This is a genomic window from Acidobacterium sp. S8, from assembly GCF_009765985.1.
Lineage (GTDB): Bacteria > Acidobacteriota > Terriglobia > Terriglobales > Acidobacteriaceae > Alloacidobacterium.
Genome location: NZ_LMUM01000021.1, coordinates 28,793 through 54,374, shown reverse-complemented (window position 1 = coordinate 54,374; position 25,582 = coordinate 28,793). Strand labels below are relative to the sequence as shown.

The window sequence follows — 25,582 nt, the reverse complement described above, 5'->3', positions numbered from 1 at the left end:
ATGGCAACAACAGAAAAGCCGTTCGTAGGCACGCCGCGTAAAGTCACCGAGCACCTCACGCAGAATGAGAAGCTCTCCTTCGAGATATCCTCGCCCGGCAAAAAGGCCTACAAGCTGCCGCCGCTCGATGTGCCCGAAGTTGATCCCTCTGAGCTGCTTGGCGAAGCCGCGCGCGAAAACACGGGCACGTTGCCTGAGCTAAGCGAGATCGAAATTATCCGCCACTTCACGCGCCTTTCGACGTGGAATTACGCCATCGACCTCGGCATGTATCCGCTGGGCAGCTGCACCATGAAGTACAACCCGCGCGTCAACGAGCTGGTCTCGCGCCTCGAAGGCATTGCGGAGGCTCATCCCTATCAGCCGGAATCGCTTTCGCAGGGATCGTTGCAGATCGTCAAGCTGCTGCAGGACTGCCTCATCGAAATCACCGGCATGGACACGATCACGCTGCAGCCCGCGGCCGGGGCGCACGGCGAGTTCACCGGCATCCTGCTTGCCCGCGCCTATCACAACTCGAAGGGTAATCCGCGCAAGAACATCATCATCCCTGATTCGGCGCACGGCACCAATCCAGCGACAGCAGCAGTTTGCGGCTATCAGGTCATCAATCTGAAGTCGAATGCGCAGGGCGGCATCGATGTCGCGGCGCTCGAACAGCTCGTCAATGAAGACACTGCCGCTCTGATGCTCACGAATCCATCGACCATCGGTGTCTTCGAAAACCAGATTCACAAGATTGCGGACATTCTCCACGCAAAAGGCGCTTTGCTCTACATGGACGGCGCCAACATGAACGCGCTCTGCGGCAAGACGCGCCCCGGAGACTTCGGCGTCGATGTGATGCACCTGAACCTGCACAAGACCTTCTCAACTCCGCATGGCGGTGGTGGCCCCGGCTCCGGTCCAGTGGCCTGCAAGAAGATTCTCGAGCCATTCCTTCCCATTCCGGTTGTCGAAGAGGGAAGCGACGGCCAGCTCCACTGGAACTACGATCGTCCCGAATCGGTAGGCCGCGTGCGCGCCTTCTATGGCAACTTCGGCATGTTTGTGCGCGCATTGGCGTACACGCTGGCCAACGGTCCAGATGGCCTCCGCCAGACAACGGAAGACGCCGTTCTGAACGCGAATTACCTTCGCAAGAAGCTCGAAGATGTATACGATCTGCCCTACAACACGCCGTCGATGCACGAAGTCGTCTTCAGCGACCGCCGACAGGTAAAGAACGGCATCAAGACGGGCGATCTGGCCAAGCGTCTCATCGACTATGGCTTCCACCCATATACGACGTCCTTCCCGCTTATCGTGCCCGGCGCGCTGATGATCGAGCCGACCGAAAGCGAATCGCGCGAGGAACTCGACTTGTTCGTTGACGCCATGCGTCAGATCGCCCGGGAAGCGGAAGAAAACCCGGAGTTGATTCTCAACGCACCGCACTCGACCCGCGTCTCGCGCCTCGACGAAACCACCGCCGCCCGCAAACCGGTGCTGCGCTGGAAGGGGCATCCTGCAAGCACGCCGCTCACGCCGGATAACTCTCCAGCGAAGGAGTGGTAGGCGAGCGCATGTCCATTTTTCATGACCGCCGCGATGAGCTGGAGAAGTTTGAATTCATGATGGGTCCGGCGCGCGGGCGGCTTGCCGTATCGCTCGACGCGCTGACCGATGCTCTCATCCTAATCGGTCAGCACGGAGTCTATTGCACTTCAAACCGCAACCCTTCCAAGCCCGCGCTTGATCTTGAAACCGTGATGAACGAGATCAACGGCGCGAAGGCGCTGATCCAGTCCGTCATGCAGGAGCTGGAGAAGGCCCGCGAAGCGAGCCAGAGCTAGGGGATCGCCGTTACCTGGACAAAGACGTTGGTCGTCTCCCATGCCAGGTGCAGTTCCGTTGTCAGATCCTTGGTGTTCTCAAACTTCATCTGGAAGGTCTCGACCGGGCTGCTCGGCATTACGCCTTCTGACATCTTCACGCGTCCCAGGTCCTGGGTCTCGTCATACTTGGTGCCCCACTGGCCTGTCTGCTTATTCACGATCAGCGTCCAGCCATTTTCTGATGGGAGCGTGTAGAGCGTATAGGTCCCGGCGGGCACGCCAAGATTGCCAATCCTCAGGTTGATATCGGTTTTCAGCGTCGTCGCCTCGTTCGCGCCCGTCCGCCACCAGTGGTCATAGGGTACGAGGCCCCCGAATATCTTCCGTCCTTTCATCGAAGGCGCGCCATAGTCGATGGTGACGGTCTTGCTGCCGAAGCTGACGGCCGCCTGCTCTGGCGGGCTGGGCCGCGATTTCTTGTCGTCCTGCGCCCTGAGGGCGACAGAACCAATCATGGTTGCGAACAAGGCGCAACAAAGTATCTTCGTGAAAAACCTGCGCTGCATCTGAGAACTCTCCTTTTTCCTGCCGGGAAGCGGCCCCTCCATCAGAGCGCGAAGCGACCCGCGTGTCAAAGTAAAGCTTTCGCGCAAGCCGAGTATAGTATTCTAAAGATGCGCGCCCGTAGCTCAGCTGGATAGAGCGAATGCCTCCGGAGCATTAGGTCGGGAGTTCGAATCTCTCCGGGCGCACCATTCCTTCATGCAGGCCGATCGGCCAATGCTCAACAATCCAAAATCATGATGAGCTTTGTATAGCGGACATACAGATTCCTCATTCGATATCTCCTTCCAAAAATCCCTTTCTCGAATCAATCCGGCTGATTGCGGAACGCAGTTTTTCCGCCAACGTCGCCTCCCGTTCTTGACAGCTATTATCTAATCAAGCAACAATCTAAGTTTCCAGTGGAATCGATACCATAATGGAATGGAAACCATACCACGCTTATCCGCTCCCCTTGAAATGAGCCCTGGAAAGCCGTGGTGCCAGTACTTTTCGCATTACTAATGCTTAGGAAGGTCATTCAGCTTGTTCTCATACTTTCGGAGGCTTCTTGTTCCAACGATCCTGCTGTTTTCGTTGGTTTGCATCAGTGGGGCTTTTGCCCAGACACAGAGCGGTATCAACGGCACGGTTACCGACTCATCCGGCGCTATTCTTGACGGGGCACGCGTTCAGGTTCTCAATACCGCTACCGGCGTAGTGACCGAAGCGGTCACCAGTTCGGCGGGTACCTACAACATCCCCAGCCTCGTACCCGGCGCATACAAAGTCACCATTACGAAGGAGGGCTTTCAGACTGCGATCGAAAATGGCGTCACCGTTTCAACAGGACAGACCGCTGGCGTAAACCTGGTGCTCCAGGTGGGTGAGGTGAGCCAGCAGGTGCAGGTCACCAGTTCTGCCATCTCTCTGGAGATGCAAACCCCGCAGGTTGGCGTCACCGTCGAAAACAAAGTCGTGCAGGAATTGCCTGACCAGGTAAACGGGCAGGGACGTCAGATCGACGACTTCATCTTCCTCGCGCCTGGCGTGACCGGCAGCGAATTCAGCCACCGCATCTCTGGTGGAGAGGATTTCCAGAATGAAGTTCTCTTTCAGGGCGTTCCGGCCGTGCAATCGGAGACGGAAGGCTTCCAGAGCTACATCAATCCACCGTTTGAAATGGTGAACGAGTTTCACGTTGCCAGCTCGGTATTTTCCACCCAATATGGACTGGGTCAGGGCGCGGTGAGCTACAACTTCGTTTCCGGTACGAACACGTTGCACGGCGATGCCTTTGAGATCAACCGCAACGACTTCTTCGACGCGCGCGGACTGGTCCAAATCAATCCCACCGTTCCTGTAGACAAGCAGAATAACTACGGCTTTTCCATCGGCGGTCCCGTCTGGATCCCGAAATTGTATGACGGTCGCAATCGCACCTTCTGGCATGCCAGTTCCGAGTGGTTCAAGTGGAACCAGCAGCCTTCCGCAACCATGACGGTGCCGACAGCACAGGCGAAGCAGGGTAACTTTTCCGGCTATGCGCCCATCTATGTGCCGGCCGGTCTGCACTGCGCCGGGCTTACTCCGGGACAGCAGTTTCCTGGCAATGTGATTCCGCAAAGCTGCATGAGCGCGTTGTCGTCGAGCTTGCTCACCCAGATTCCTGATCCGACGCTGCCCGGCCTGACCAACAACATCAACTCGCAGCTCGGAATCGTGCAGACCACGCAGACCTCATGGGGCTTTACGGTCGATCACAATCTCAACGAGCGCCATTCGCTTCATTACAGCCAGTGGCGGGATATGCATAACTCGCCGGCGATCGATAACAATGCATACTTCAGCAATGAGTTGTCGGGTCTGAAGACAGAGCCGCGTATTGGCTCAGGCTTCTTCCTGAACTACACGGGTACCATATCGAACAACCTGGTCGTCACTGCCGGTTTCGGCTGGATGGGCGAGATTAACAACGAGCTCAATGCTCATCAGGGCGTCAACTTCGGCGGCGTCGAGGATGGAACGACACTCCCGACGATCAGCTTTGGCGGCCTTGCGCCGGATGCGCCGACCACCTGGGGCGCCGGCAGCAATGGCGAGATCAGCAGCATCAATCGCAAGCTGGGCCTCGCGTTCGCAAATAACTATCTCTACACACACGGACGCAACACCTTTAACTTCGGCTTTGAAACGCGCCGCGCCTATCAGAACGATCACGAGTGCGACGACTGCACCGGTGGATTCGGTTTCTCCAGCCTCACAACCAGCAACGGCATTACAAACCAGGGTTCTCAGCTCAACGAGAACACCACCGGTAACGCCTTTGCCAGCTTCCTGCTCGGACAGGTGGATAGCACCAAGCGGCAACAGGCTCTGGAAACCAGGCTGCGCAATTACTCGATCTCGCCTTATTTTATGGACGACATCAAGGTTAACCCGCGGCTCACGCTCAACGCCGGCATTCGCTGGGACATCCTGGTGCCATTTACTGCGGACCAGCCGGGCAACGTAACCTTCCTCGACGTAAACAAGCCGAATCCCGGAGCGATCGGGCCGAATGGTCCATTGTTGGGTGCGGCGACCGCGCTTGGTCACGGACCGGAAGCTGCCGGCTTCAGCCGCGCAGATATTCCGTGGAAGAATGTCGGACCGCGCGTCGGCTTCGCCTACGTGCTCGATCCTAAAACGGTCGTCTCCGGCGGCTACTCCGTCATCTTCCTCGATGGCGGCGCCTACGAATTCGGCACCAACAAGGTGGCCAACGACTACGGAAATATTCTGGCGGGCACCAACCAGACGCCTTCCAGCGGAACGAATGTTGCTGCGTACGGAAGCTGGGATGCTCGCACTTTGGGAAATCCGCAGAATACCCCTCTGACTGCGACCATCGGAAATGGTTCCGGTTTGCTTCACGTTCTCCAGAAGAGCGGCATCCGTCAGCCCTACTCGCAGATGTGGGACCTTGGCATCCAGCATGAGCTGCCGTGGAATCTTTTCACGTCGATCAGCTATGTGGGCAACCATGGCGTCCATCTCGTATCGGCGCTGAACCCGACCAACCAACTTGATCCCAAGTACCTGTCACTGGGTCAGGCTCTGCTTCAGCCCTGGAACTCAGCAGCAGGTCAGACAGCGCTACAGAGCGTAGGCGTGCCCAACATTGGCGGCGTCTACCAGCCCTATGCTAACTTCCAGAACGATTTCCCCGGCCAGACTGTTCAGCAGGCGTTGCTTGAATATCCTCAGTTCCTCGGAACAGAGGATGGAAACACGCTGAACAATTTCGACACCAACGGCGTTTCCATCTATAACGCTCTGCAAGCGCAGTTGCAGAAGCGTTTCACGGATGGCCTGAGCTTCCTGCTCTCGTATACGTACTCGCGGACCATGTCGAACTCCGATAATGGGTTCAGCATCAACTCGCCGAACACGCTGAACAAATTCAACCAGAAGGCGGAATGGGCGGTTTCATCCGGCGATCAGCCACACCTGATTGTTCTGAGCGGCGTCTATGAATTGCCCTTCGGAGCAGGCAAGCCACTGTTCAGTGGCGGCAATCGATTCATCAGCCGGGAAGTGATTGGCGGCTGGCAGCTCAGCGGCACATTCCAGTATCAGAGCGGCACGCCGTTCGGTATCGGAGCTTCGGGTTCTCCATTGGCGACCGGTGGCAACCGCGCCAACGATGTACCGGGGGCGGCCATTCATCTCAATTACAACAACTATTACAAAAACCAGCCGGTATATAACACCGCGGCTTTCACTGATCCGGGCCGCACAGCAGTAGGTGATGCGGCACGCAATCAGAGCGATCTGCGGAATCCGTTTTCGTCTGTCGAAAATGTGGGGCTCGCCAAGAAGTTCGATTTCGGCGAAAAGGTGCAGGCTGAATTGCGGATGGAATACTTCAACCTCCTGAACCGTATGCAGGTTTGCGGACCCACGGACTCGAATGTCAGTGATCTTCGTACGGCGGGAAATCCCAACGCCAACTTCGGTTATGTCGTTGGCCCCTGCCAGAACAACACCCCACGTCAGGGACAAGCCTACTTCCGTATCAGCTTCTAGTTCGAGCTGAACGGTTTAACCAGCAGAAATACAAAAAGCCGCAGATCAGTCTGATCTGCGGCTTTTTGTTATATGTAGTCACAATCCATCACTGCTGCAAAGCGCTCATAGAAAATTTCCTACAGCGACCAAGAACAAAAGTCGTCATTCTGAGCCGTGGCGAAGAATCCCCAACCAGCCTGGTTTGAGATTCTTTTCTTCTCCCGTTTTTCGTCAGAATGACAGTGGTCTATCGCCTACAGGAAAAATGCTCTAGATATGGCAGCTGGTCACGCCGCGCTTCTCCAGATACTTCTGGTGATATTCCTCAGCCTTCCAGAAGGTCTCTGCCGGAACTATCTGCGTCACAATCGGCCGCGAAAACTTCTTCTCCGCCGTCAGCTTCTCGATGACGCGCTTGGCGTCGGCTTCCTGCTCTGGTGAATGGTAAAAGACCACCGAACGATACTGCGTGCCCCAGTCAGGTCCCTGGCGGTTGAGGGTGGTCGGGTCGTGGAGAGCAAAGAATGCCTCCAGCAGCTTTTCATAGCTGACCTTTGCCGGGTCGAAGGTCAATTCAACAACCTCTGCGTGACCGGTCCCATCCGTGCACACGTCTTTGTAAGTGGGATTGTTGAGCTTGCCGCCTTCGTAGCCAACTGCGGTTTCGAGCACTCCCGGAATCCGCCCGAACTCTACCTCTACACCCCAGAAACAACCTGCACCAAATGTCGCTTTTTCCATAACTTCTCCTTCGTAATCTTCAATTCCTTATGCCATTCGCAGCGCTTCGGCATCGTCGGCCGTAATCGGCTCGCGCGACCCGGCTTCAGCACTCGTAGCCCGCAGATACTGCACCGGCCATGTGAACTTCTGCCCCAGATCATCCGCCGCGTGGAGCGCCCAATAGGGATCGCGAAGCAGTTCGCGCGCGATCAGGACCAGATCAGCCTGCCCGGTGCGAAGAATGTGGTCCGCCTGTGCCGGTTCGGTAATCATGCCGACCGTGCCGGTCAGTACACCGGTATGGCGGCGAATCTGTTCCGAAAAATGAGTTTGATATCCAGGCCCCACCGGAATTTTCACGCCTGGCACAAGGCCTCCGGATGATACATCCACAAGATCGACTTTTCGGAGTCGCAACTGTGCAGCCAGCGCCATTGAGTTCTGCAGATTCCAGCCGTCCTCTGCCCAGTCCGTTGCCGAGATGCGCACAAAAAGCGGCCGTTCCTCCGGCCACGTCTCGCGCACCGCATCCACAACCTCGATCAGCAGGCGCACACGGTTTTCAAACGCGCCGCCATATTGGTCAGTGCGGTGGTTGCTTAACGGACTGAAAAATTCGTGCAGAAGATAGCCATGGGCCGCGTGCAGCTCAATCACGTCGAACCCCGCAAGCAGGGCTCGCTTGGCTGCCTGCGCGAAGGCGGCAATAATTTTGCTGATCCCGGCCTGGTCCAGTGCCCGGGGCTGGTTGTAATGGGGCGCATACGCGATGGCGCTCGGCGCCAGCACGTTATCCCATCCGCCCTCTTCCGCCGTAGCAATGCCCTCGCCCATCCATGGAACGCGCATACTCGCTTTTCGTCCGGCATGCGCCAGCTGGATACCGGCAAATGCCCCCTGGCCGTGCATAAAGTCCACCATTCTCTTCAGCGGGGCAATATGCTCGTCTTTCCAGATACCCAGATCATGCGGGCTGATGCGGCCTTCCGGCGTTACGGCAGTCGCTTCCGTAATCACGAGCCCGGCTCCCCCGATTGCGCGGCTGCCCAGGTGCACCAGATGCCAGTCATTGGCGAAACCGTCTTCCGATGAATACTGGCACATGGGCGAGACGACAATCCGGTTAGGCAGAGTGATGTTACCAACTTCAAGCGGAGCAAAGAGATTAGCACTATCGGCGGGCATGGCTGTTCTCACCTTCGGAGCTTGGCAGTTACTTATTTTGACACTGCACTTAGGATGCGCCAGACAAAATATCGACGCAGAGTGGCGGAATTTGCGGGAGAAGTGAAGCGGAATGGCCAGAAACAAAGAGAGGCTTCGCGCGTGGAGAAGCCTCTGGAGTCACAGCTTGTCATGGCTGCTCATTGCTGACGCAATCCTTGCCTCCGTAAAGAACCCCTCCCTAAGTAGGTCCTTCGGGAATGCGCTGGTGTACGCAACGAATAGAAGCGAATCGAACAGCCGATCTACATCTTGTATCTCCCGTGAAGATATGTCAAGAAAAAATGCACAGCTTCTTGGGCAGATCTGGGTATCATCGATCGGGGGAACGGACTTTCAAGCAGAAACGTATAGTTCAGCAGGGAGATCAGTTGATGAAGCGCTGCTTTTTACCATTGGGGCTGTTCGCGATGCTTATCGCGACCGGCTGTCGCATTCAGGTCGACAAGGCCAAAAATGGCGACGATAAAAACGTAAAAATCGATACACCGATGGGCGGCCTTCATGTTCGCACGAATCAGATGACGGCAGCCGACGTGGGCTTGCCTGTCTATCCAGGGGCGCAGATTTTTTCCGATCACGACGATAAGCCTGCTGACATTCACATGGGCTTCGGCAAGTGGCAGCTGCGCGTGAAGGTGGTGAGCTACCAGACCTCCGATTCACAGGACAAGGTGCTGGACTTCTACCACAAGAACCTGGGCCGCTACGGTGACGTGATCGAGTGCCGGGGCGACAACGTGGTTGGCACACCCACCACGACATCTGAAGGACTCACCTGCAGCAACTCGAAGTCGGAGCATGTGAACCTGAACGAAAAGGATGAGCTGAGCCTTCGTGCAGGTTCCAAGCACCATCAGCACATTGTGGGTATTAAAAATACCGGCAGCGGCACGAAGTTTGCTCTGGTCGAGCTAGAGCTGCCGAATATTGACGAGGGTTCGCAGGACAGCCAATAGCGTTTGCGTTCGCTCTGGCGGTGCGATAGGGTCAAAGACATGGATCCGGTCTGCCATCACTGCGGGGCGACGTTGCAAGACTCCGAGCTCTTCTGTTCCCACTGCGGATCGCCCCAGTTGCGTCTGGAATCTGCGGAGCAGCTGGAAAGCGGTCAGCCTGTTGGGAACGGTACGTCTCTGCGCAGCGGACAGCTGGTGGCGTGGCGGCCGGCCGTGCAGGCCGCGCTGATGGTAGCTCTGCCGGTGGGGATTCTCAGCTCGCTGCTCGACTTCGGCGTGATCTGGGTTCTGGCCGGTGGGTTCTGCGCCGTAGCACTTTATCAACGCAAAGGCCTGCTGATTGCGAATCCCCGAAGCGGATGGCGTATCGGCATGCTCGTCGGTGTGATGGCTGCATTCTTCACCACCATGGTCGATGGCCTCAGCATGGTCTTTGAGCGCTACGGTCTGCACCACGGCGCGTCGATTGACCAGAAGCTCATTGCGCTGACCCAGCAGATGACCGACCAGATGGTGCATCAGAATCCTGAAGCCGCGCAGCAGATTCCCTGGTTCATCCACTTCTGGCTTTCGCCCGATGGCCATGCAGCTGTCGTGCTGTTTATGTCAGCATTTGCCGCGGCCATGATGATCGCCTTCTCGCTGTTAGGCGGCATGATCGGCGCACGCGTGCTGGGTGCGCGCAAGCGGCTTTCCATTCAACCCTGAGAGATTGGCTTGCGGCGCAGCGCGCCCACCTCGTATCATCCGGCAAGAGCCTTATATGACAGAGACACAGGCAAGTTCCGCTCCAAAGCTCCGTGAAAAGGGACGCATCCTCTCCGCCTCAGAGATCGAGCGCACCCTGGTGCGCCTGGCTCACGAGATCATCGAGAAAAACAATGGAGCTGAGACCCTCGGTCTCGTCGGTGTGCAGCGCCGTGGCGTTCCGCTGGCGAAGAGACTGGCGAGCCTGATTTCCGGAATCGAGAAGCATCCGGTCGATGTCGGCGTCCTCGACATCAGCTTTTACCGCGACGATCTCTCGACCAAAGATATTCGCCCAGTGGTGAACCACGGCAATCTCGGCTTCGACGTCAACGGGCGTGATGTCGTCCTGGTCGATGATGTGCTCTACACCGGACGCACCATCCGCGCCGCGCTCGATGCGCTATTCGATCATGGCCGTCCGCGCCGCGTGCAGCTCCTCACGTTGATTGATCGTGGACACCGCGAGCTGCCTATCGAAGCCACCTTTGTCGGCAGAACGGTGCAGACCAGCAGCCGCGAGATCATCGAAGTAAAACTTCGCGAGATCGACAACGACGAACAGGTATTGATCGTCGAACGCGTCGATTAAAAACGCGGCGTCATTCTGAGCCAAAGCGAAGAATCCAGAAAATGCCGGCAGACGTGAGAACTCTTACAAATTTCTCTGATCGCACCTGTTTCTGAAACCGTGCGGCATATGTGGCTATCGCACATCTTCTGGAGTCTCCACGCAAATGACGCGCTCAGAATGACGGCATGCCCGGATAAATCAGATAAACTGGAAAGCAGCCGTTCCCTTCGAACGAAACCCGCATGCCCAAACAGCAAGTGAAGTCGCGCCCAGCAGCTCCTACAACTACGCCTCAGACATTTACACATCATCCCTTTACTCATCATCGGGGTTCGCTGCTTTCCGTGGGCGATCTCACCGTCGATGATGTTGCCTCGATCCTGAAGACCGCGTCGGTTCTCGAAGACGAAGACCCGCTCACTCGAATGAAGCGACTCTTCAAGCGCCGCGTATCGCTGCTGTTCTATGAATCGAGCACCCGCACGCGTACTTCTTTCGAGCTCGCGGCAAAGCAACTCGGCGCGGATACAGTGCTTGTCAGCGCGCTTTCATCGAGCATCGAAAAGGGCGAGTCGCTCAAGGATACGGGCATCACGCTGCGCGCTCTTGGAGCGGAGTGCATCATCCTGCGGCATCCATCGTCAGGCGCGCCGTATCTGCTCTCACGGGAGACAGGGCTGCCGATCCTCAATGCGGGCGACGGCATGCACGAGCATCCTTCGCAGGCATTGCTCGATCTGCGCACCATGCTGACGCATCTGCACGGAGCCAAAGCTGCTGTTTCTGAAACAGCGCTTAAGGGCGTTACAGTCACCATCTGCGGCGATATCTTCCACAGCCGCGTGGCCCGTTCGAATATGCTGCTGCTGCCGCGGCTTGGCGCGCGCGTGCTGCTCTCGGGTCCACACCCTTTGCTGCCTGAGACCGCTGCCTCCGCCGGTCCCGGCATCTCTATTGAACGCGACTTCGACAAAGCTCTCGAGCAATCGCAGATCGTCATGATGCTGCGTATTCAGGCCGAGCGCCTTGCCGGGCTAAATCTCGATCTCGATGGATACAAGCAGCGCTATCAGGCCAATGCCGAACGTATCGCCGCTCACGCGCCTGATGCGCTGATCCTGCATCCGGGACCAATCATTCGCGGACTTGAAATCACCAGTGAAGTCGCTGACGGGCCGCAATCGGCCATCGCCGAGCAGGTGCGGAACGGCGTTGCCATCCGCATGGCGCTGCTCGCACGCGCACTCGGAGCCACCGCATCGAAAGGAAAGCGCAAATGAAGTCGATTCTCATTCGCGGAGGCCGCGTAGTCGATCCCGCCTCCAGCCTCGATGCCAATCGCGACATATTGCTCAAAGACGGCCGCGTCTCCGCAGTCGAAGCGCCGGGTAAGCTCAACGGCGCCGCGAAGCAGGAAGATGCGGAAGTGCTGGACGCGAAGGGCCTCGTCGTCGCGCCAGGCCTCGTCGATATCCACGTGCATTTGCGCGAGCCTGGTCAGGGCTACAAGGAGACGATCGCTTCAGGCACAGCCGCTGCCGCTGCCGGCGGTTTTACCTCCGTCTGCGCCATGCCGAATACTATTCCGGTCAATGACTCACCGGAGATCACGCGCTGGATGCAGTCGCCGGAGCGCGGTGCGCACATTCGCGTCTTCCCCATCGGCGCAGCCACGCGCGGAAGCATGGGCGAAGCTCTCACCGAATACGGCGCGTTGAAGGCTGCCGGCGCGGTGGGAGTCACCGATGACGGCAAACCGATCCTCGGCGAGTCCATCATGAGGCAGACTCTGGCCGCAGCCGCGCGCGCCGGGCTCTCCGTCATCCAACACGCGGAAGACACGCGCATGACTGGCGGTTGCTCGATGAATGCGGGTGCGCTGGCTTTTCGCCTCGGCCTGCGCGGAATGCCTGTCGAAGCTGAGTCGAGTCTCGTGGAGCGCGATATCCGTCTCCTTGCAGAGTTGAAGAACAGCCGCGCTCATCTGCACGTAGCGCATCTCTCCACGGCAAAGGCGCTCGAAGCGGTGAAGCGCGCGCGACGCAATGGCCTGCATGTCACGTGCGAAGTCGCGCCGCACCATTTTGTGTTGAACGAGGAAGCGGTTTCCGAATACAACACGCACGCGAAGATGAATCCACCGTTACGGGCCGAGGCCGACCGCCAGGCCATGCTCGAAGGCATTATCGAAGGCTCGGTGGATTCGATTGCCACCGATCACGCTCCGCACGCAGCGCATGAAAAAGAGCAGGAGTTCGAGCGCTCACCCAACGGCATCACCGGTCTCGAAACCGCGCTCGGCTTGACTATGGCGGTGCTACACGGCAAACACAAGCTGCCGCTGAGCCGCATCATCGCGCTCCTGAGCACACAGCCTGCATCCGTGCTGAATCTGAAGGGACGCGGCAGCCTCGCCGCAGGCTGCTCTGCTGACGTCGTCCTCTTTGATCCGGCAAAGAGCTGGACCTTCCAGGCTTCCGCTTCGAAATCGAAATCCAAAAACACGCCTTTCGACGGCTGGACCATGCTGGGAAGCGTGGCAGCGACCATCAGCGAAGGCCGGATCGTTTATCGCGGATAGGACGGAATGTCATCCTGAGCGCGGCGAAGGGTCGTCTGTTCGGCTGCGCTTTTTGGATGAAATGAGTCGCGCTTACAGCCTGATTTTGCTGGGATCGAAGGTCGGCTTGGGATAACTCATCTTCAGCTTGCCGATGGTCTGAACCAGAATCTCTGAAATCGCCACATTGCGGTACCACTTGTGGTCGGCCGGAATGATGAACCACGGAGCATGCTTGCGGCTGGTGTGCGCAATCGCGTCCTCGTAAGCTTTGGTGTATTTCGGCCAGAAGGCGCGCTCGGCAAAATCAGCTTCGCTCAACTTCCACTGCTTGTCTTTATCTGCCAGGCGCTCGGCAAGACGGCGCGTCTGCTCGTCGCGGCTGATGTGCAAGAAAAATTTCAGGATCGTGACATTGTTTTCCGACAATGCCCGCTCAAAGTCAACGATCTGCTGGCAGCGTTCCTTCACCAGCTTCTCCGGTATCAGCTTGTGTACGCGCGTCACCAGCACGTCTTCATAATGCGAGCGATTGAAGATGCCGATGGTTCCAAACTGCGGCACCGCCCGGTGCGCGCGCCAGAGAAAATCGTGCTTCATCTCAAGCGGAGTAGGAACCTTGAAAGCGGTGACGTTGCACGCCTGAGGATTTACCCCGGTAAAGATGTGGCGAATCGCGCCGTCCTTGCCCGCCGTGTCCATGCCTTGAAGCACGATAAGGACGGCGCGGTGGCAATCCGCAGTAAGGAGCTCCTGCAGTTCGTCGAGCTGCTGCCGGTGCCGTTCGAGATCGGCCGCGGCTTCTTCTTTGTTCTGGTAGCGTCCGGTTTCTGCGGTGGGGAAGTGGGAGAGTTTTATTTTTTGATGAGGTTTAACCAGATATGGACTTGAGGCGAGCCGTCCGGCCATGCATTCTCCCGGAACGCGCCGTCAGGAAGCGATGATCCGGACGGCGGTCCTGAAACTACTTCGTCTGCGGAGTTACTTCAGTCTTGGCAACAGGCTCAGTTTTTACGGCCTCTGCGTTGCCGCCCTTGATGCCGTCCTTGAAGCCGCGCAGGCCTTCACCAAGGCCTTTGCCGAGCTCAGGCAGCTTACGGGGCCCGAAGATCAAAAGCGCAATGACGAGAATGATGATCAGATGTGTAGGTGTAAACAGATTGTCCAGCATAATTGGATATATCCCGGGCACACGGGCGCGGGAACTTCCTCCGGTTTAATTATTGTCGCACATAGTCGATGCACACAGCATACCGTTAATTTGTCAATGGGCGCACCGCATCGAGTCGTTTGATGGCCATGTCAAAAAACGAAGCGAGATTTTCTCCGGCTCCCATCGTCAACCGCCTCTGCACTTTGAGCAACGGATAGATGCGCGAGCCGCCGATCTCCAGCGTTGGCACAGCAAGCTGGCCGCCCGGATAGACGCTCATGGTCCACTCCGCGTCATAGCGGCGTCGAAAGACTTCGCCAAAATAACCGCCCCAGAGCTTCGTCACCCATTCCAGGTCGGCATTCTCTACCGGAGTCAGGCTGTTCAGGATGTTTTCGAGCTCTGCAATCGAGCTGGTGGAGTAATCGAGCTTAATGCCATGCTCGGAAGCTGCCATGCGGACCGCCTCCCCGGCGTAAGCCTGCATCATGGCTTCGAGCGAATCGTAAGTGGCGTTGGTGAGCTTTTCTCTGGTTGTCATCAGTCTAAGAATCAGTCCGGGTTCCGGGCAAAATGCAGCCCGGCAATCTGACAGAATAGCGCTTTGCCATGTATCTTTGAAATTTACGGGGAAATCAAAGGAATTTTTCGCCACCCGGATTTTGTGGAGGTTTTTTTCTGTTGAGAAGCACGCGTTTTTTCTTTCTTGCTATTGTTGCACTCGTCGTTACTGTTTTTAGTGGAAGCTGCCGGGCGCAATCGCAGCCTTCAGCCCAGCCCCAAGCGCAAACCCAGGTTCAGTCTCAAAGCACTCCGGCAGCTCCTCAGCCCGTCGCTCCAAATTATGCTTTGGCCGGCGTTCGCTACGATTACCGCTGGGAGACTTACGGCGGTTTCGCCTATTCGCACTTCAATGCCGGTCCGAATCTTCTGCAGGGCGCAAACCTCGGCGGATTCGACATTCAGGGCGCGCGCTTCTTTACCTCCCGCTGGGCAGCCGCAGCCAATGTGCGCGGATACTATGGCACCTCCGGCGTTGTCCCCAATCCCTATAACATCAAAGGCCCCTTTGTCAGCGAGTACATGTTCCTTGTCGGCCCCGAATACCGCGGCCCCAGCAACGAGCACGGCTCCATCACCCTGCACGCGCTGGTCGGCGGTGCTTATGGCAACTTTGAGCATGACATCGGCAACGTTCCTCCCGGAGCGCTCGGTCTGTTCAGCAACCAGCTTGCATTCGGAATGGCAGTTGGTGGCTCTATTGACCTGAATCGCTCGCCGCGGCTGGCTTTCAGAATTTCGCCCGACGCAACCTTTACCGACTTCGGCAGCGCCGGATTGAAAGACCAGTTCGCCATCTCGGTGGGACTTGTCTATCGCTTGGGCAAGGGCTTAAAGTAATCAACTGGTAAATAGGTCAGGCTGGATGGCAGCTCTGCCGTCCAGCCTATTTCTTTGTCTCTGACTCGGCTCGTACCAAAGAAACCGGCATTCACCGCTGCAGAAATGCGGTTCATCCCTCAGCATCCTCTTGTTATGTTGTGAATCTGATACACCAAGGAGAAGCGCATGCAGCAACGAGCATTAGGTACGCAGGGCCTCAAGGTGTCGGCGATTGGGCTGGGATGTATGGGGATGTCGGACTTCTACGGCCCCCGCGATGAGTCGGAGTCGGTTGCGACCCTGAACCGTGCGCTCGATCTCGGCATCGACTTCTTCGATACGTCGGATGTCTACGGTCCGCACACAAATGAGGAGCTGGTGGGCCGGGTTCTCAGGCCGCATCGCGATAGGGTCATCATCGCAACGAAGTTTGGCATCATCCGCAAGCCGGACGGTACGCGCGGCGTCAACGGCACGCCGGAGTATGTACGCTCCGCCTGTGATGCCAGCCTGGAGCGCCTGGGCATCGAGACAATCGATCTTTATTACCAGCATCGGGTCGATCCAAATACGCCGATTGAAGAAACCGTGGGCGCGATGGCAGAGCTGGTGAAAGAAGGCAAGGTGCGCTATCTCGGGCTTTCGGAAGCCGGAGCCATCACCATCCGGCGGGCGCATGCCGTGCATCCCATCTCGGCACTGCAAAGTGAGTATTCGCTCTGGAGCCGCGACCACGAAGACGAGATTTTGCCCACGGTGCGTGAACTTGGTATCGGATTCGTGGCATATTCCCCGCTGGGGCGTGGATTTCTGACCGGCCAGATTCGCAAGCCGTCTGACCTGGCAGCGGACGACTGGCGGCACACCTCGCCGCGTTTTCAGGGCGAAAACTTCCAGAAAAACCTCGATCTGGTAACGAAAATTGAAGAAATTGCCGAAAAAAGAGGGGTAAAAGCGTCACAATTGGCGCTAGCCTGGGTGCTGGCACAGGGAGATGATATCGTTCCGATTCCCGGCACCAAACGGCGCAGCTATCTGGAAGAGAACGTGGCTGCCGCTGAAATTAAATTGACAGAAGAAGAACTGGCAGCCCTGGACGCCATTGCCCCGAAAGGCGTGGCGCAGGGGGAGCGTTATGCTCCTGAAATGATGGGCATGCTCAGTCTCTAATTGCATGAAGAGTCCAGATTCGGACACAATTGTTCGCATCCGGACATTTGCGGGTAGGTCGTAAGTGCAAAATTGAATAGAATCAGCTACTTTTTCTGATTTCAGCTGGCCCGCCGTTTGCTAACAGATACCCTAGGAACGAGTCTACAGGGTTGATAAAGGCCACACTTTCCTATGAAGCGGTTTGGTTGCTTCCAGCTCGATGCAGCAAACGAATGCCTGTGGTGTGACGGAAGGCAGGTGCCTCTGGCGCCTAAACCGTTCGCTGTCCTGCGCTACCTCGTGGAAAATCCGCAACGCCTCGTAACCCATGACGAGCTGCTGGATGCCCTGTGGCCGGAGACCTATGTCCAGCCGCAGGTATTACGCACCTATGTGCTCGAGTTGCGCAAAGTGCTGGGCGACGACCCTGACGAGCCGCAATTCATCCAGACTGTTCCCAAGCGCGGCTATCGTTTTCTATCCAAAGTGATTGCCGTCCGCGCCGATGCGGAAGAGACTGACGGCGTCAGCCTGCCCGGCATTGTGGGCCGTGAGGCGGAGATAGAAAAGCTGGACGGCGACCTGAGTCGCGCCTCCAGAGGCAATCGCCAGCTCATTTTTCTGACCGGCGATGCTGGTTGCGGCAAGACCTTTCTGGTGGACACATTCTGTCGTCGCGTCTGCGGCGAAGACGGCGTGCGCATGGCGCGCGGGCAAAGCGTAGAGGGTTTCGGCGGCAAGGAGTCTTTCTATTCCGTCCGCGAAGCTTTAGGGCAGTTGATTGCCGAGGAAAAATCCGGCCAGGTGCTGGCAAAGATGCTGCCGGCATGGTTCGGCAAGCGAACTGATACCGAAGCGCGCATCCCGGCGCTGGGCGAAATCTGCGAGGCAGTCGAGGCTCTGGCTCAAGGTGAGCTGCTATTGCTGGTCCTTGAAGACCTGCACTGGGCCGACGCCCTGACGCTCGACCTGATTTCGGCGCTTGCACGCCGTCGCGGAAACTTCAAGCTGATGATGCTGGTCAGCTATCGTCCCGCCGAAGTGGACGGGCAGCATCCCCTGAAGGGGTTGAAGGAAGACCTCTCCACCCGCCGGCTATGTTGTGAAATTCCGCTCGGACCGCTTCCTCGCCAGGCCGTCTCCGAATACCTGCTGCAGCAACTGGAAACCGATGTCTTACCGGCAGGACTGGCGAGCTTCGTTCATCAGCACTCTGAGGGAAATCCCCTCTTCATGGCCGCGACGCTCGAGCACCTGCAGGGTCAGAACCTGTTGGTCCTCAAGAACGGCCACTGGCAACTCAGCACGCCGTTAGCGGAAATCGAGCTGGGAATTCCCGATGGGCTGCTGGGCATTATCGAGATGCAGCTGGGAAAGCTGAACGATGCGGAACGGCGCATGCTCGAAGCCGGCAGCATCGTCGGCACCATCTTCCCAGCCTGGGCTGCGGCCGCTGTCCTCAAAGAGGACGTTGCCGACGTCGAAGATGCGTATGCTCTCTTAACGCGTCGCACGCGTCTGCTGAATGCCGCCGGGCAGGACGAGCTTCCTGATGGCTCCCGCTCTACTTTTTACGTGTTTTCCCACGGACTCTTCCGCGAAGCGCTTTATGTCCGTCAGTCTGCGGCACGGCGCGCCGATCGTCACCGCCGCGTGGCCGAGCGCCTGAAGTCTCTCTTCGCCGACAACGAAGCCAACGTGGCCTCTGAGCTCGCTCATCACTATGAGGCCGCCGGAGCCTGGAAAGAGGCGATCGAAGCTCTGCAGCTGGCTGCCGACACAGCCGCCAGCCGGGAAGCCGATCACGCTGCCCGTGAGCTGCTGCAGCACGCTCTCAACCTGAGCGAAAATATGAGAGCCGAGGAACGCAAATCCGTCGAAGGAAGCCTGATGAGGCGGCTGAGGAAGTACCCGGAGCTGGACCCGGTGCAAACGGCTTAGCTAAACTTCGCCAAAAAAACAAACGCCATCATTCTGAGCCGAAGGCGAAGAATCTTCAGAGCATTTTTCCTATAGCTATAAACCGCCGTCATTCTGACACCCGGAGGGAGGAAGAATCTCAAGCCGAGTTGGTTTGAGATTCTTCCCCTTTGTTCCTCAGGGTCAGAATGACGGCTTTTTTCGTGTTGGCACGAATCTTTACGGAACAACCGGCAGACTGATCGAACTCGGCTCGCCCTCCGTGTGCCACACGCGCTGCGTCGCCTTTTGATAATCTCCCGGCTTGGCATCGAAGATGTTCGGCACAAATTTCTGCGGGTTGCGGTCATAGAGCGGGAAGAGGCTCGACTGCACCTGCACCATGATGCGGTGTCCCGGCTCAAAGACATGGTTCACCGTCGGCAGGCCGAAATGGTAAAGCAGCGGCTTATCGGGGGTGATCGCCTCCGGTTGAGCAAAGCTTGAGCGATAGCGTCCGCGGAAGATATCGAGCGAAATTGGAAGCTCATAGCCGCCCATCTCCGGCTGCGAAGACACCGTTCCAGGATAGACATCGATAAGCTTTACCACCCAGTCGCTGTCCGTGCCGCTGGTCGAAGCGTAGAGATTGACCTGAGGCGCGCCGCTCAAGCGCAGCGGTTTCGTAAGCGGTTCGGTCATGTATGTGAGGACATCGGTACGCCCATCGACAAAGCGCTGGTCCTTCACCAACCACGTTCGCCAGCCTTCTCCATCGCCTGCAAAGACAGGCCGCGGGCGATAGGGAACCGGCTGTGACGGATCGGAAATGTATTGGTCGTATTTCGCAGTCGATGCATTTGGCTTTTCAAAAGAGAGACCGCCATCGGCAGTGAGATACAGCGGCTGTGATTTGTCCTTGCAATTCGCCTCGCAGCTCAGCGGCCATGACTGGAAGCGATCCCAATGGTTCTCGCCCGTGTTGTAGATGAATACGGGCGGCGTGTCCGCTTTAGGCGCGCCGTCAAGCAGATATTGATTGAAGAACGGCAGTAATACATCGCGGCGGAACTGCACCGTGGTATTGCCGTCCCAGAGCAGCGGCCCAAGCGAGAAGCCTGTGTAATTCACCTGGCTGTGACGCCAAGGACCCATCACCAGGTAGTTCATGGTGTTGCTTGTGTCCTTCGGCTCAACTGCCTCGTAGCTGTGGATCGCACCCCACATATCTTCCTGGTCCCACAGTCCCTGCAGCCACATGGTCGGGACCTTCAACGGCACCGCAGCAATTGCCTTGTCGAGTGCCTGCCCCTGCCAGAAGGCGTCATAGGCGGGATGCTCTTCCACCTTTTTCCAGAAGGGAAGCTGATCGAGGCCGCCGTAGCGTGCGAAGTCCCCGGCTGAACCCTTTTCGAGGAAGTTGGTGTAGTCGTCGTAATTCATGCGCGGAATGTTTCCGCCGCGGCCCCGTGCAGCCGTCTGTCCGGAGAAGTAATCGAGGTTCGGCTGGCGGAATGCGCCGTAGTGAAACCAGTCGTCGCCCATCCAGCCATCGACCATGGGGCTCTCTGGCGCTGCAACCTTCAGCGCAGGATGCGGATCGAGCAGCGCCATCACCACCGTGAAGCCTTCATACGACGAGCCGAGCATGCCGACTTTGTCGTTCGACTCGTGCACGTTCTTTACCAGCCAGTCGATCGTGTCATACGCGTCCGTCGTGTCGTTGGGTCCCTTCGGATTCAGCGGGCCGGTCGGCGGCGGGGTCATCAGGTAATCGCCCTCGGAGCCATACTTGCCGCGCACATCCTGAAAGACGCGAATGTAGCCGCTCTTGACGAAGACATCGTCGCCTTCCGGCAGCTCGTCCAGCATATGCGGCGATTCGCTGCGCGCCGCGCGGCCCGCTGCGTTATATGGCGTGCGAGTCAGCAGAATCGGAGCATGCGTTGCTCCGTTCGGAATCACGATGACCGTGTAGAGCTTCACGCCGTCGCGCATGGGAATCATCTCCACGCGCTTGACGTAGTCGTAGCCGGTCTTTGGCGCAGTAAATTTTGGTGGGATATCCGGAGTCAGCGTATCGGTCTGCGCATGACACAGCAGAGAAGAGAGGGCCAGGAAGAGAGTGGCAGCAATCGAGCGGCAGGTTTGAGTCATCCATTTTCCTTATGAGCGGCACAGGCGCAGAACTTCGCGCAGTGGCGGAGCGCTTCGAAATAATAAGATTCTGTTGTGCTGCAGTATATCAATGCGGGCAACGATTTTTGCTTGACAGCGAAATCGGCCATCGCTTAACTTTCGAATTCGCTAGGCTATCCACCAAAATCCGCAGAAGCTCCTGTAACGCTCCAGTTCTCCTCCGCACAATTTCACAGGCATTTCTGCCACAGTCTGCAGACCCCCACATGATCTCATCCCGACGCTGTGTGTCTGCATTGCCTATGAGGATCAGAGCGATGGAACGAATTATTTTTTGCGCCGATGACACTTGGGACGGCAAATCCAATAATACGAACGTCAGCAAAATTTTCAGTATGCTGCAGGTTTCGGCAGAGCAGATTCCTTTTTACGACAACGGTGTCGGCGCGGTCGGAGCTGGATGATGAAGAAGGCGCAGGGCCTTAGCGTCGCCTTCGCTCCGGAAGCGCTCGCGCGTTACTCTTTTCCGGTCGAGAGCAAATATGCGCTCGGTCAGCCGCATGATTCGTGGAGTCCGCTCTGGGGATTTCCCCGGAACAGAAGCATCGATGGGAAGTCGGTTCTCTCGAACAGCGTTCTCATCCGCTGCGAGAGTCATGATGGATACAACCCCCGCAAACCCGACCCTGCAGGCCGGAATCCCGGCGTCCACATATCAGATCCAGGAAATTGTGGCTCTTCTGGAAGAAGCCGCCGCTCTCTGGCAGTCTCCAGGGTGTTGAAGATTTCAACGGAAACGGAGCGCTGCATGACTCCTCGAAACTTCGTCTTGATTCTTATTTCCGCGATGTCGCTTTTCGTGGTGTCGAAGGCCACTGCGCAGACCGTCTACACATGCCCCAGCGGTAAAAGCAGCTGTTATCAGAGCGGCTACACCGGGCTCAGCGAACTGCAGGAACACGGCCGCGACACCTGGTATTTCTGGACCGGCGGCGATCTCGATCACGACGGAAAAACCATAGTCGGCGACCAGGAACTCTGGCGTCTGCTCGCAATCAAAACGCATGGGGCGCTCGATCTGCTGCAGGCTGTCGATTCAAGATATCGCGGTGAACGCTTCAAGCGCTTCGGGGTCGTCAGCGATCCCGATTGCAAGAAGGCAACCCAGCCCGACAAATATGGCTTGTGGCTCGATGACTGCTCCAGTCCCGATGTGCCGCGCATCGCAGACGTTCCCGGCGAGCCGACAGGCGTCATGGGCCTGCGCAAATTTCTCAATCCGAAGTTCGACGAAACGAAATGGGATGCGAAGAAGTATATGGCGGATCCCGCCAGCGTTGAGCCGCCTTACCTGATTGGGATGGCGTGCTCCTTCTGCCACGTGGGCTTCAATCCGCTCCATCCTCCTGCCGATCCGGAAAATCCCGAGTGGCACAATCTCCATCCCGGCATCGGCAATCAATACTTTCGCGAGCAGCTTTTCACCACGGCAAAATATCCGCCGAGCCGTGGACTCAAGCCCAGCGATTTCCGTTGGCAGGTGGCGAACGCAGAGCCGCCGGGAACATCGGATACCTCGGCGGTCGCAACCGATCACCTGAACAATCCAAACGTGATTAACAATATTGCGAATGTGAATGATCGCCCGAAACACCATGAAGTCACCGCCGACGGAGTCGAGCGCGACGTCTATCACATCCTGAAAGATGGAGCGGACTCCGTTGGCTCCGCGTGCCTTGATGATCCGACACCAAGGCCGGGAGTGAACGATACTGCATGCGCGGCGCTGCGCGTCTACGTGAACATCGGCATGTGCGCGGACGTCTGGACGACGCTGCAGGACCCAATCTTCGGCATGCTGAAATCGCAGGATCCGTTTGTTCCTAAGAAGGCGCGGCAGCAGAACGGCGCCTGCAATACCGCGTGGCTTGCCACACAAGCCAGGATGGATGGCCTTGAATCTTTTCTGCGGACGCTGACGCCTCTGCATCTTGCTGACGCCGACGGCGGAGCAGCATACATGCCGAAAGACGCTCAGGTGATGAATCGCGGCAAGATCGTTTTCGCTGAGAACTGCGCCCGCTGCCATTCAAGCAAGCAGCCGCCAGCGAATTACAGCGGTGATCACGCCGATTGGTTCCGAACTGCGGTGATGCAGGATGATTTCCTGACGAACAATTTTTTGTCGGACGATGCACGCTATCCCGTCTCCGAGCTGAAGACCAACAGTAAGCGCGCCATGGGCAGCAACGCTATGGAAGGGCATACCTGGCAGGAATTTTCTTCTGCCACCTATAAAAAGCAGTCTTCGGTCCACGTCGATGGCCTGGTCAATCCCATGCATCCGAGTCTGCCTATCCTGCCGTTCGAGGCAACGGATGGCCGCGGCTATTACCGCACGCCGACGCTGGCAAACGTGTGGGCAACAGCCCCGCTGCTGCACAACAATTCCATCGGGCTTTTTAATGCCGATCCATCGCTCGCAGGCAGGCTCGGCGCCTATCAGGATGCGATGGACAAGCTGCTATGGCCCGATCATCGCGCCGGCGCGAAGTCGATACGCAAGACTACCCAGGCCAGCACCTTCACCTATGAAGAAGGAGGAAGCGTCTGCATCGGCGCTAATACGCCGGTCGATCTGATGGCGAACATCAGCGTCGTGCCGCCGGTAAATTTGCGCAAGAACGATTCCTGGAACCGGTTTTCATGTCGCATCGGCGGCGGCGGAAGTCTCAACGAGATTTTGCTTCTGGCCGACAATGCTCCCGATTTCGTGGAGGACCGGGGACACACGTATGGAGCTTCCCTGCCTGAGGCGGATAAGAAAGCGCTGATCGAATACATGAAAACATTTTGAGGATGCAGGACTGCATGCGTGCGCTCGGGCGAAACAGTTTCCGTCATCGATGACGCGTAAAGACGAAATGATTTAGCGTGAAGAAGAATGAGTCGTCGTCGCGCTTCTGCAAGCCCTTACCTTTTCATTATTGTTTTATTGATTGCTGCCGCTTATGTCCTCATCCAAATGAATCATGCTCCCCGGCGCGAACCGGTTCGACGCGCCGGAAGAACACCGGCCGTCAGAGAGCCACGCACTTTCAACCCTGAAAACGAACAGAACCACGGCGGCGAAAGACGCGAGTGGAACAAAGCCTCCTGTCAGGCGCTTGGCGTAAGCTGTGGCTCAACCTATTTCGAAAACTGGCAAACACCTGCCCCGGCCTCCTGCCGCACCCGCATCCGAAATGGGTACCCAGTTCCCGATCCGATATGTACGCCCGGCGGCGTCGATCTCACCATCACCGCCGATGTCCTGCGCGATCCGCGATGGAGGACGGGATGCATCCGCAACTGCATGGAGAGCGAAGCTGCTAAGCATGTCACCTATCAGTGGTACGGCATCCACAAGCCCCGCGAAAATTCTGGAGAGAATCAGGTCTGTGAACTGGACCATCTGGTGCCGCTCGAGATTGGGGGAACCGACGGCCTGGGAAACATTTGGCCGGAGTGCGGCCCGGACACAACCACTTTGGGCAATCGCTACTTCAAGGTCAAAGATCGCGTAGAAAACTATCTCGCCGACGAAGCGCGGTCCGGACGGATGCCGCTCGAAGCCGCGCAGCGCGGCATTGCTTCTGATTGGACGCAATACCTTGACGAAGCCAACCACTACTGCGCAAGTGGCGGACGTTGTTGAGCGCGGAGAAGACGACGAAAGCAGTATTCTGGAAAGAGGAAGGTGCATATTGGCTGAATTTCCCGCTGTCCCGCTTACTGTTGAAGGTTCCGCTGTTCTACATCAGGTATTTTCATTCGATTGGAAGACATGGCGCAGCACGCCGTTTGCCGAGCGCGCACAAATTCTTGCAGAAGCTGTCTCGCTTTTTCGCGAGCTCGAAGGCGAGTCTGCCTCCCCTCGCTCCGCTCTCTTTTCCGTCATCGGCCACAAGGGCGATCTGATGACGGTCCATTTCCGCGATTCCATGGAGTCGCTGAATGAGATCGAGCTGAAGCTGGCGCAAACAAAGCTACATGACTTTCTCGAAGCAAAATATTCATACCTGTCGGTGGTCGAGCTCGGCCTCTATGAGTCCTCGATGAAAACCTATGCATCATTGGCCGAACAGGGGATTGAGCCGCACACGCCCGCATGGAACGAAGCGATCCAGGAAGTATTGAAGCGACAGAAGGATGCCATGTCGCAGCGTCTCTATCCATCGATTCCGCCGGCAAAATATCTCTGCTTCTACCCTATGGACAGAAAGCGCGAGCCGGGTGCCAACTGGTATACGCTGCCCATGCAGGAACGCCAGCGCCTCATGCACGACCACGGCATGATTGGCCGGCGCTATGGAGATAGAGTTCGCCAGGTAATCAGCGGTTCCATCGGACTCGATGACTGGGAGTGGGGCGTCGACCTCTTCGCTGATGATCCGGTCGTTTTCAAGCAGCTCATCTACGAGATGCGCTTTGACGAGACCAGCGCTCTCTACGCATCATTTGGTCAGTTTTTTATCGGACTGCGGGTGCAATTGGATGAAATGGAGAACTGGTTTCAAAGCAAGTCAGCTTCGCGCTGAGCGCCTTCTCGCCGGATGACTCCGCTTTACTTAGTTCCTCGGCGATAGGCGATCCGCTGCTTTCCAGCGTGTAGGC

Annotated in this window: 22 protein-coding genes, 1 tRNA gene and 1 pseudogene; 17 read left to right on the top strand and 7 right to left on the bottom strand. The window is 57.3% G+C overall.

Translation table 11 applies throughout. The annotated features are described in order from the left end of the window. Positions 1 to 1,557, top strand: coding sequence for an aminomethyl-transferring glycine dehydrogenase subunit GcvPB (gene gcvPB, locus GSQ86_RS07315; RefSeq protein WP_158749310.1), 1,557 nt, complete (start codon positions 1 to 3; stop codon positions 1,555 to 1,557). An 8-nt stretch (positions 1,558 to 1,565) separates the two neighbouring features. Beyond that, on the top strand, positions 1,566 to 1,835 hold the full coding sequence (locus GSQ86_RS07310) for a hypothetical protein (protein WP_158749309.1): 270 nt from the start codon (positions 1,566 to 1,568) through the stop codon (positions 1,833 to 1,835). On the opposite strand, the gene GSQ86_RS07305 is transcribed toward GSQ86_RS07310, so the two are convergent. Beyond that, entirely contained in the window at positions 1,832 to 2,383 is a 552-nt protein-coding gene (locus GSQ86_RS07305) for a DUF2911 domain-containing protein (protein ID WP_158749308.1), read from the bottom strand. The two genes, GSQ86_RS07310 and GSQ86_RS07305, sit on opposite strands and share 4 nt — an antisense overlap. A 112-nt stretch (positions 2,384 to 2,495) precedes the next feature. Here GSQ86_RS07305 and GSQ86_RS07300 point away from each other — a divergent pair. Further along, positions 2,496 to 2,572: transfer RNA gene (locus GSQ86_RS07300), tRNA-Arg, on the top strand. Positions 2,573 to 2,906: 334 nt separating this feature from the next. Then, positions 2,907 to 6,431, top strand: a complete 3,525-nt coding sequence (locus GSQ86_RS07295; protein ID WP_158749307.1) for a carboxypeptidase-like regulatory domain-containing protein — start codon at positions 2,907 to 2,909, stop codon at positions 6,429 to 6,431. 252 nt (positions 6,432 to 6,683) lie between these two features. Here the strand turns inward: GSQ86_RS07295 and msrA are convergent, their stop codons facing one another. Then, positions 6,684 to 7,154 carry a peptide-methionine (S)-S-oxide reductase MsrA gene (gene msrA, locus GSQ86_RS07290; protein ID WP_158749306.1) on the bottom strand — a complete coding sequence of 157 codons (471 nt, stop codon included), beginning with the start codon at positions 7,152 to 7,154 and terminating at the stop codon, positions 6,684 to 6,686. 27 nt (positions 7,155 to 7,181) lie between these two features. Beyond that, the gene (locus GSQ86_RS07285) at positions 7,182 to 8,321 is read right to left on the bottom strand and encodes an NADH:flavin oxidoreductase/NADH oxidase (RefSeq protein ID WP_158749305.1); all 1,140 of its coding nucleotides are present in this window, start codon (positions 8,319 to 8,321) and stop codon (positions 7,182 to 7,184) included. Between the two features lie 413 nt (positions 8,322 to 8,734). Here GSQ86_RS07285 and GSQ86_RS07280 point away from each other — a divergent pair, with 413 nt between their 5' ends. From GSQ86_RS07280 to GSQ86_RS07260, 6 genes and pseudogenes are all read left to right on the top strand, one after another. Next, entirely contained in the window at positions 8,735 to 9,319 is a 585-nt protein-coding gene (locus tag GSQ86_RS07280; RefSeq protein WP_158749304.1) for a hypothetical protein, read from the top strand. A gap of 39 nt (positions 9,320 to 9,358) precedes the next feature. After that, positions 9,359 to 9,430, top strand: a pseudogene (locus GSQ86_RS23825) (zinc-ribbon domain-containing protein); the annotation flags it as partial. Positions 9,431 to 9,436: 6 nt separating this feature from the next. Next, positions 9,437 to 10,027, top strand: a complete 591-nt coding sequence (locus GSQ86_RS07275) for a hypothetical protein (RefSeq protein ID WP_254062211.1) — start codon at positions 9,437 to 9,439, stop codon at positions 10,025 to 10,027. Positions 10,028 to 10,082: 55 nt separating this feature from the next. After that, a complete protein-coding gene (gene pyrR / locus GSQ86_RS07270) occupies positions 10,083 to 10,658 on the top strand; it encodes a bifunctional pyr operon transcriptional regulator/uracil phosphoribosyltransferase PyrR (protein WP_158749302.1) in 576 nt (191 codons plus the stop codon). A 224-nt stretch (positions 10,659 to 10,882) separates the two neighbouring features. After that, a complete protein-coding gene (locus GSQ86_RS07265) occupies positions 10,883 to 11,920 on the top strand; it encodes an aspartate carbamoyltransferase catalytic subunit (RefSeq protein ID WP_158749301.1) in 1,038 nt (345 codons plus the stop codon). Further along, positions 11,917 to 13,221 (top strand): dihydroorotase, encoded by a 1,305-nt coding sequence (locus GSQ86_RS07260; protein ID WP_158749300.1) that lies wholly within the window; start codon positions 11,917 to 11,919, stop codon positions 13,219 to 13,221. The genes GSQ86_RS07265 and GSQ86_RS07260 overlap by 4 nt, the downstream gene beginning before the upstream one ends. Positions 13,222 to 13,293: 72 nt before the next feature. Here GSQ86_RS07260 and GSQ86_RS07255 read toward each other — a convergent pair whose 3' ends face one another. The 3 genes from GSQ86_RS07255 to GSQ86_RS07245 all read right to left on the bottom strand — a co-directional run bounded on the left by GSQ86_RS07255 (position 13,294) and on the right by GSQ86_RS07245 (position 14,894). Further along, positions 13,294 to 14,109, bottom strand: coding sequence for a polyphosphate kinase 2 family protein (locus GSQ86_RS07255; RefSeq protein WP_158749299.1), 816 nt, complete (start codon positions 14,107 to 14,109; stop codon positions 13,294 to 13,296). 55 nt (positions 14,110 to 14,164) lie between these two features. Then, positions 14,165 to 14,371: a twin-arginine translocase TatA/TatE family subunit gene (gene tatA, locus GSQ86_RS07250; RefSeq protein WP_254062210.1), complete on the bottom strand. Its 207-nt coding sequence runs from the start codon at positions 14,369 to 14,371 to the stop codon at positions 14,165 to 14,167. 85 nt (positions 14,372 to 14,456) lie between these two features. Beyond that, positions 14,457 to 14,894 carry a hypothetical protein gene (locus tag GSQ86_RS07245; protein ID WP_158749298.1) on the bottom strand — a complete coding sequence of 146 codons (438 nt, stop codon included), beginning with the start codon at positions 14,892 to 14,894 and terminating at the stop codon, positions 14,457 to 14,459. 140 nt (positions 14,895 to 15,034) lie between these two features. On the opposite strand from GSQ86_RS07245, the gene GSQ86_RS07240 reads away from it, so the two are divergent. The 3 genes from GSQ86_RS07240 (at position 15,035) to GSQ86_RS07230 (ending at position 18,829) form a co-directional block, all read left to right on the top strand. Then, a complete protein-coding gene (locus tag GSQ86_RS07240) occupies positions 15,035 to 15,754 on the top strand; it encodes a hypothetical protein (protein ID WP_158749297.1) in 720 nt (239 codons plus the stop codon). A gap of 168 nt (positions 15,755 to 15,922) precedes the next feature. Next, the gene (locus tag GSQ86_RS07235) at positions 15,923 to 16,906 is read left to right on the top strand and encodes an aldo/keto reductase (protein ID WP_158749296.1); all 984 of its coding nucleotides are present in this window, start codon (positions 15,923 to 15,925) and stop codon (positions 16,904 to 16,906) included. A gap of 174 nt (positions 16,907 to 17,080) precedes the next feature. After that, a complete protein-coding gene (locus GSQ86_RS07230; RefSeq protein ID WP_216841045.1) occupies positions 17,081 to 18,829 on the top strand; it encodes a BREX system ATP-binding domain-containing protein in 1,749 nt (582 codons plus the stop codon). A 198-nt stretch (positions 18,830 to 19,027) separates the two neighbouring features. Here GSQ86_RS07230 and GSQ86_RS07225 read toward each other — a convergent pair whose 3' ends face one another. Continuing rightward, positions 19,028 to 20,944: a CocE/NonD family hydrolase gene (locus GSQ86_RS07225; protein ID WP_158749294.1), complete on the bottom strand. Its 1,917-nt coding sequence runs from the start codon at positions 20,942 to 20,944 to the stop codon at positions 19,028 to 19,030. A 299-nt stretch (positions 20,945 to 21,243) separates the two neighbouring features. On the opposite strand from GSQ86_RS07225, the gene GSQ86_RS07220 reads away from it, so the two are divergent. From GSQ86_RS07220 to hemQ, 4 genes are all read left to right on the top strand, one after another. After that, on the top strand, positions 21,244 to 21,390 hold the full coding sequence (locus GSQ86_RS07220; RefSeq protein WP_158749293.1) for a phospholipase effector Tle1 domain-containing protein: 147 nt from the start codon (positions 21,244 to 21,246) through the stop codon (positions 21,388 to 21,390). Next, positions 21,387 to 23,783: a hypothetical protein gene (locus GSQ86_RS07215; protein WP_158749292.1), complete on the top strand. Its 2,397-nt coding sequence runs from the start codon at positions 21,387 to 21,389 to the stop codon at positions 23,781 to 23,783. The genes GSQ86_RS07220 and GSQ86_RS07215 overlap by 4 nt, the downstream gene beginning before the upstream one ends. 87 nt (positions 23,784 to 23,870) lie before the next feature. Next, complete coding sequence (locus tag GSQ86_RS07210; protein WP_158749291.1) at positions 23,871 to 24,623, top strand: hypothetical protein; 753 nt, start codon at positions 23,871 to 23,873, stop codon at positions 24,621 to 24,623. A 49-nt stretch (positions 24,624 to 24,672) separates the two neighbouring features. Then, a complete protein-coding gene (hemQ, locus tag GSQ86_RS07205) occupies positions 24,673 to 25,506 on the top strand; it encodes a hydrogen peroxide-dependent heme synthase (protein ID WP_158749290.1) in 834 nt (277 codons plus the stop codon). Positions 25,507 to 25,582: the final 76 nt, after the last annotated feature.

Coding starts and splice junctions, on each gene's coding strand:
- gcvPB (WP_158749310.1), top strand. CDS start 1: ATGGCAACAACAGAAAAGCCGTTCGTAGGCACGCCGCGTAAAGTCACC.
- GSQ86_RS07310 (WP_158749309.1), top strand. CDS start 1,566: ATGTCCATTTTTCATGACCGCCGCGATGAGCTGGAGAAGTTTGAATTC.
- GSQ86_RS07305 (WP_158749308.1), bottom strand. CDS start 2,383: ATGCAGCGCAGGTTTTTCACGAAGATACTTTGTTGCGCCTTGTTCGCA.
- msrA (WP_158749306.1), bottom strand. CDS start 7,154: ATGGAAAAAGCGACATTTGGTGCAGGTTGTTTCTGGGGTGTAGAGGTA.
- GSQ86_RS07285 (WP_158749305.1), bottom strand. CDS start 8,321: ATGCCCGCCGATAGTGCTAATCTCTTTGCTCCGCTTGAAGTTGGTAAC.
- GSQ86_RS07280 (WP_158749304.1), top strand. CDS start 8,735: ATGAAGCGCTGCTTTTTACCATTGGGGCTGTTCGCGATGCTTATCGCG.
- pyrR (WP_158749302.1), top strand. CDS start 10,083: ATGACAGAGACACAGGCAAGTTCCGCTCCAAAGCTCCGTGAAAAGGGA.
- GSQ86_RS07265 (WP_158749301.1), top strand. CDS start 10,883: ATGCCCAAACAGCAAGTGAAGTCGCGCCCAGCAGCTCCTACAACTACG.
- GSQ86_RS07260 (WP_158749300.1), top strand. CDS start 11,917: ATGAAGTCGATTCTCATTCGCGGAGGCCGCGTAGTCGATCCCGCCTCC.
- GSQ86_RS07255 (WP_158749299.1), bottom strand. CDS start 14,109: ATGGCCGGACGGCTCGCCTCAAGTCCATATCTGGTTAAACCTCATCAA.
- tatA (WP_254062210.1), bottom strand. CDS start 14,371: ATGCTGGACAATCTGTTTACACCTACACATCTGATCATCATTCTCGTC.
- GSQ86_RS07245 (WP_158749298.1), bottom strand. CDS start 14,894: ATGACAACCAGAGAAAAGCTCACCAACGCCACTTACGATTCGCTCGAA.
- GSQ86_RS07235 (WP_158749296.1), top strand. CDS start 15,923: ATGCAGCAACGAGCATTAGGTACGCAGGGCCTCAAGGTGTCGGCGATT.
- GSQ86_RS07230 (WP_216841045.1), top strand. CDS start 17,081: ATGAAGCGGTTTGGTTGCTTCCAGCTCGATGCAGCAAACGAATGCCTG.
- GSQ86_RS07225 (WP_158749294.1), bottom strand. CDS start 20,944: ATGACTCAAACCTGCCGCTCGATTGCTGCCACTCTCTTCCTGGCCCTC.
- GSQ86_RS07220 (WP_158749293.1), top strand. CDS start 21,244: ATGGAACGAATTATTTTTTGCGCCGATGACACTTGGGACGGCAAATCC.
- GSQ86_RS07215 (WP_158749292.1), top strand. CDS start 21,387: ATGATGAAGAAGGCGCAGGGCCTTAGCGTCGCCTTCGCTCCGGAAGCG.
- GSQ86_RS07210 (WP_158749291.1), top strand. CDS start 23,871: ATGAGTCGTCGTCGCGCTTCTGCAAGCCCTTACCTTTTCATTATTGTT.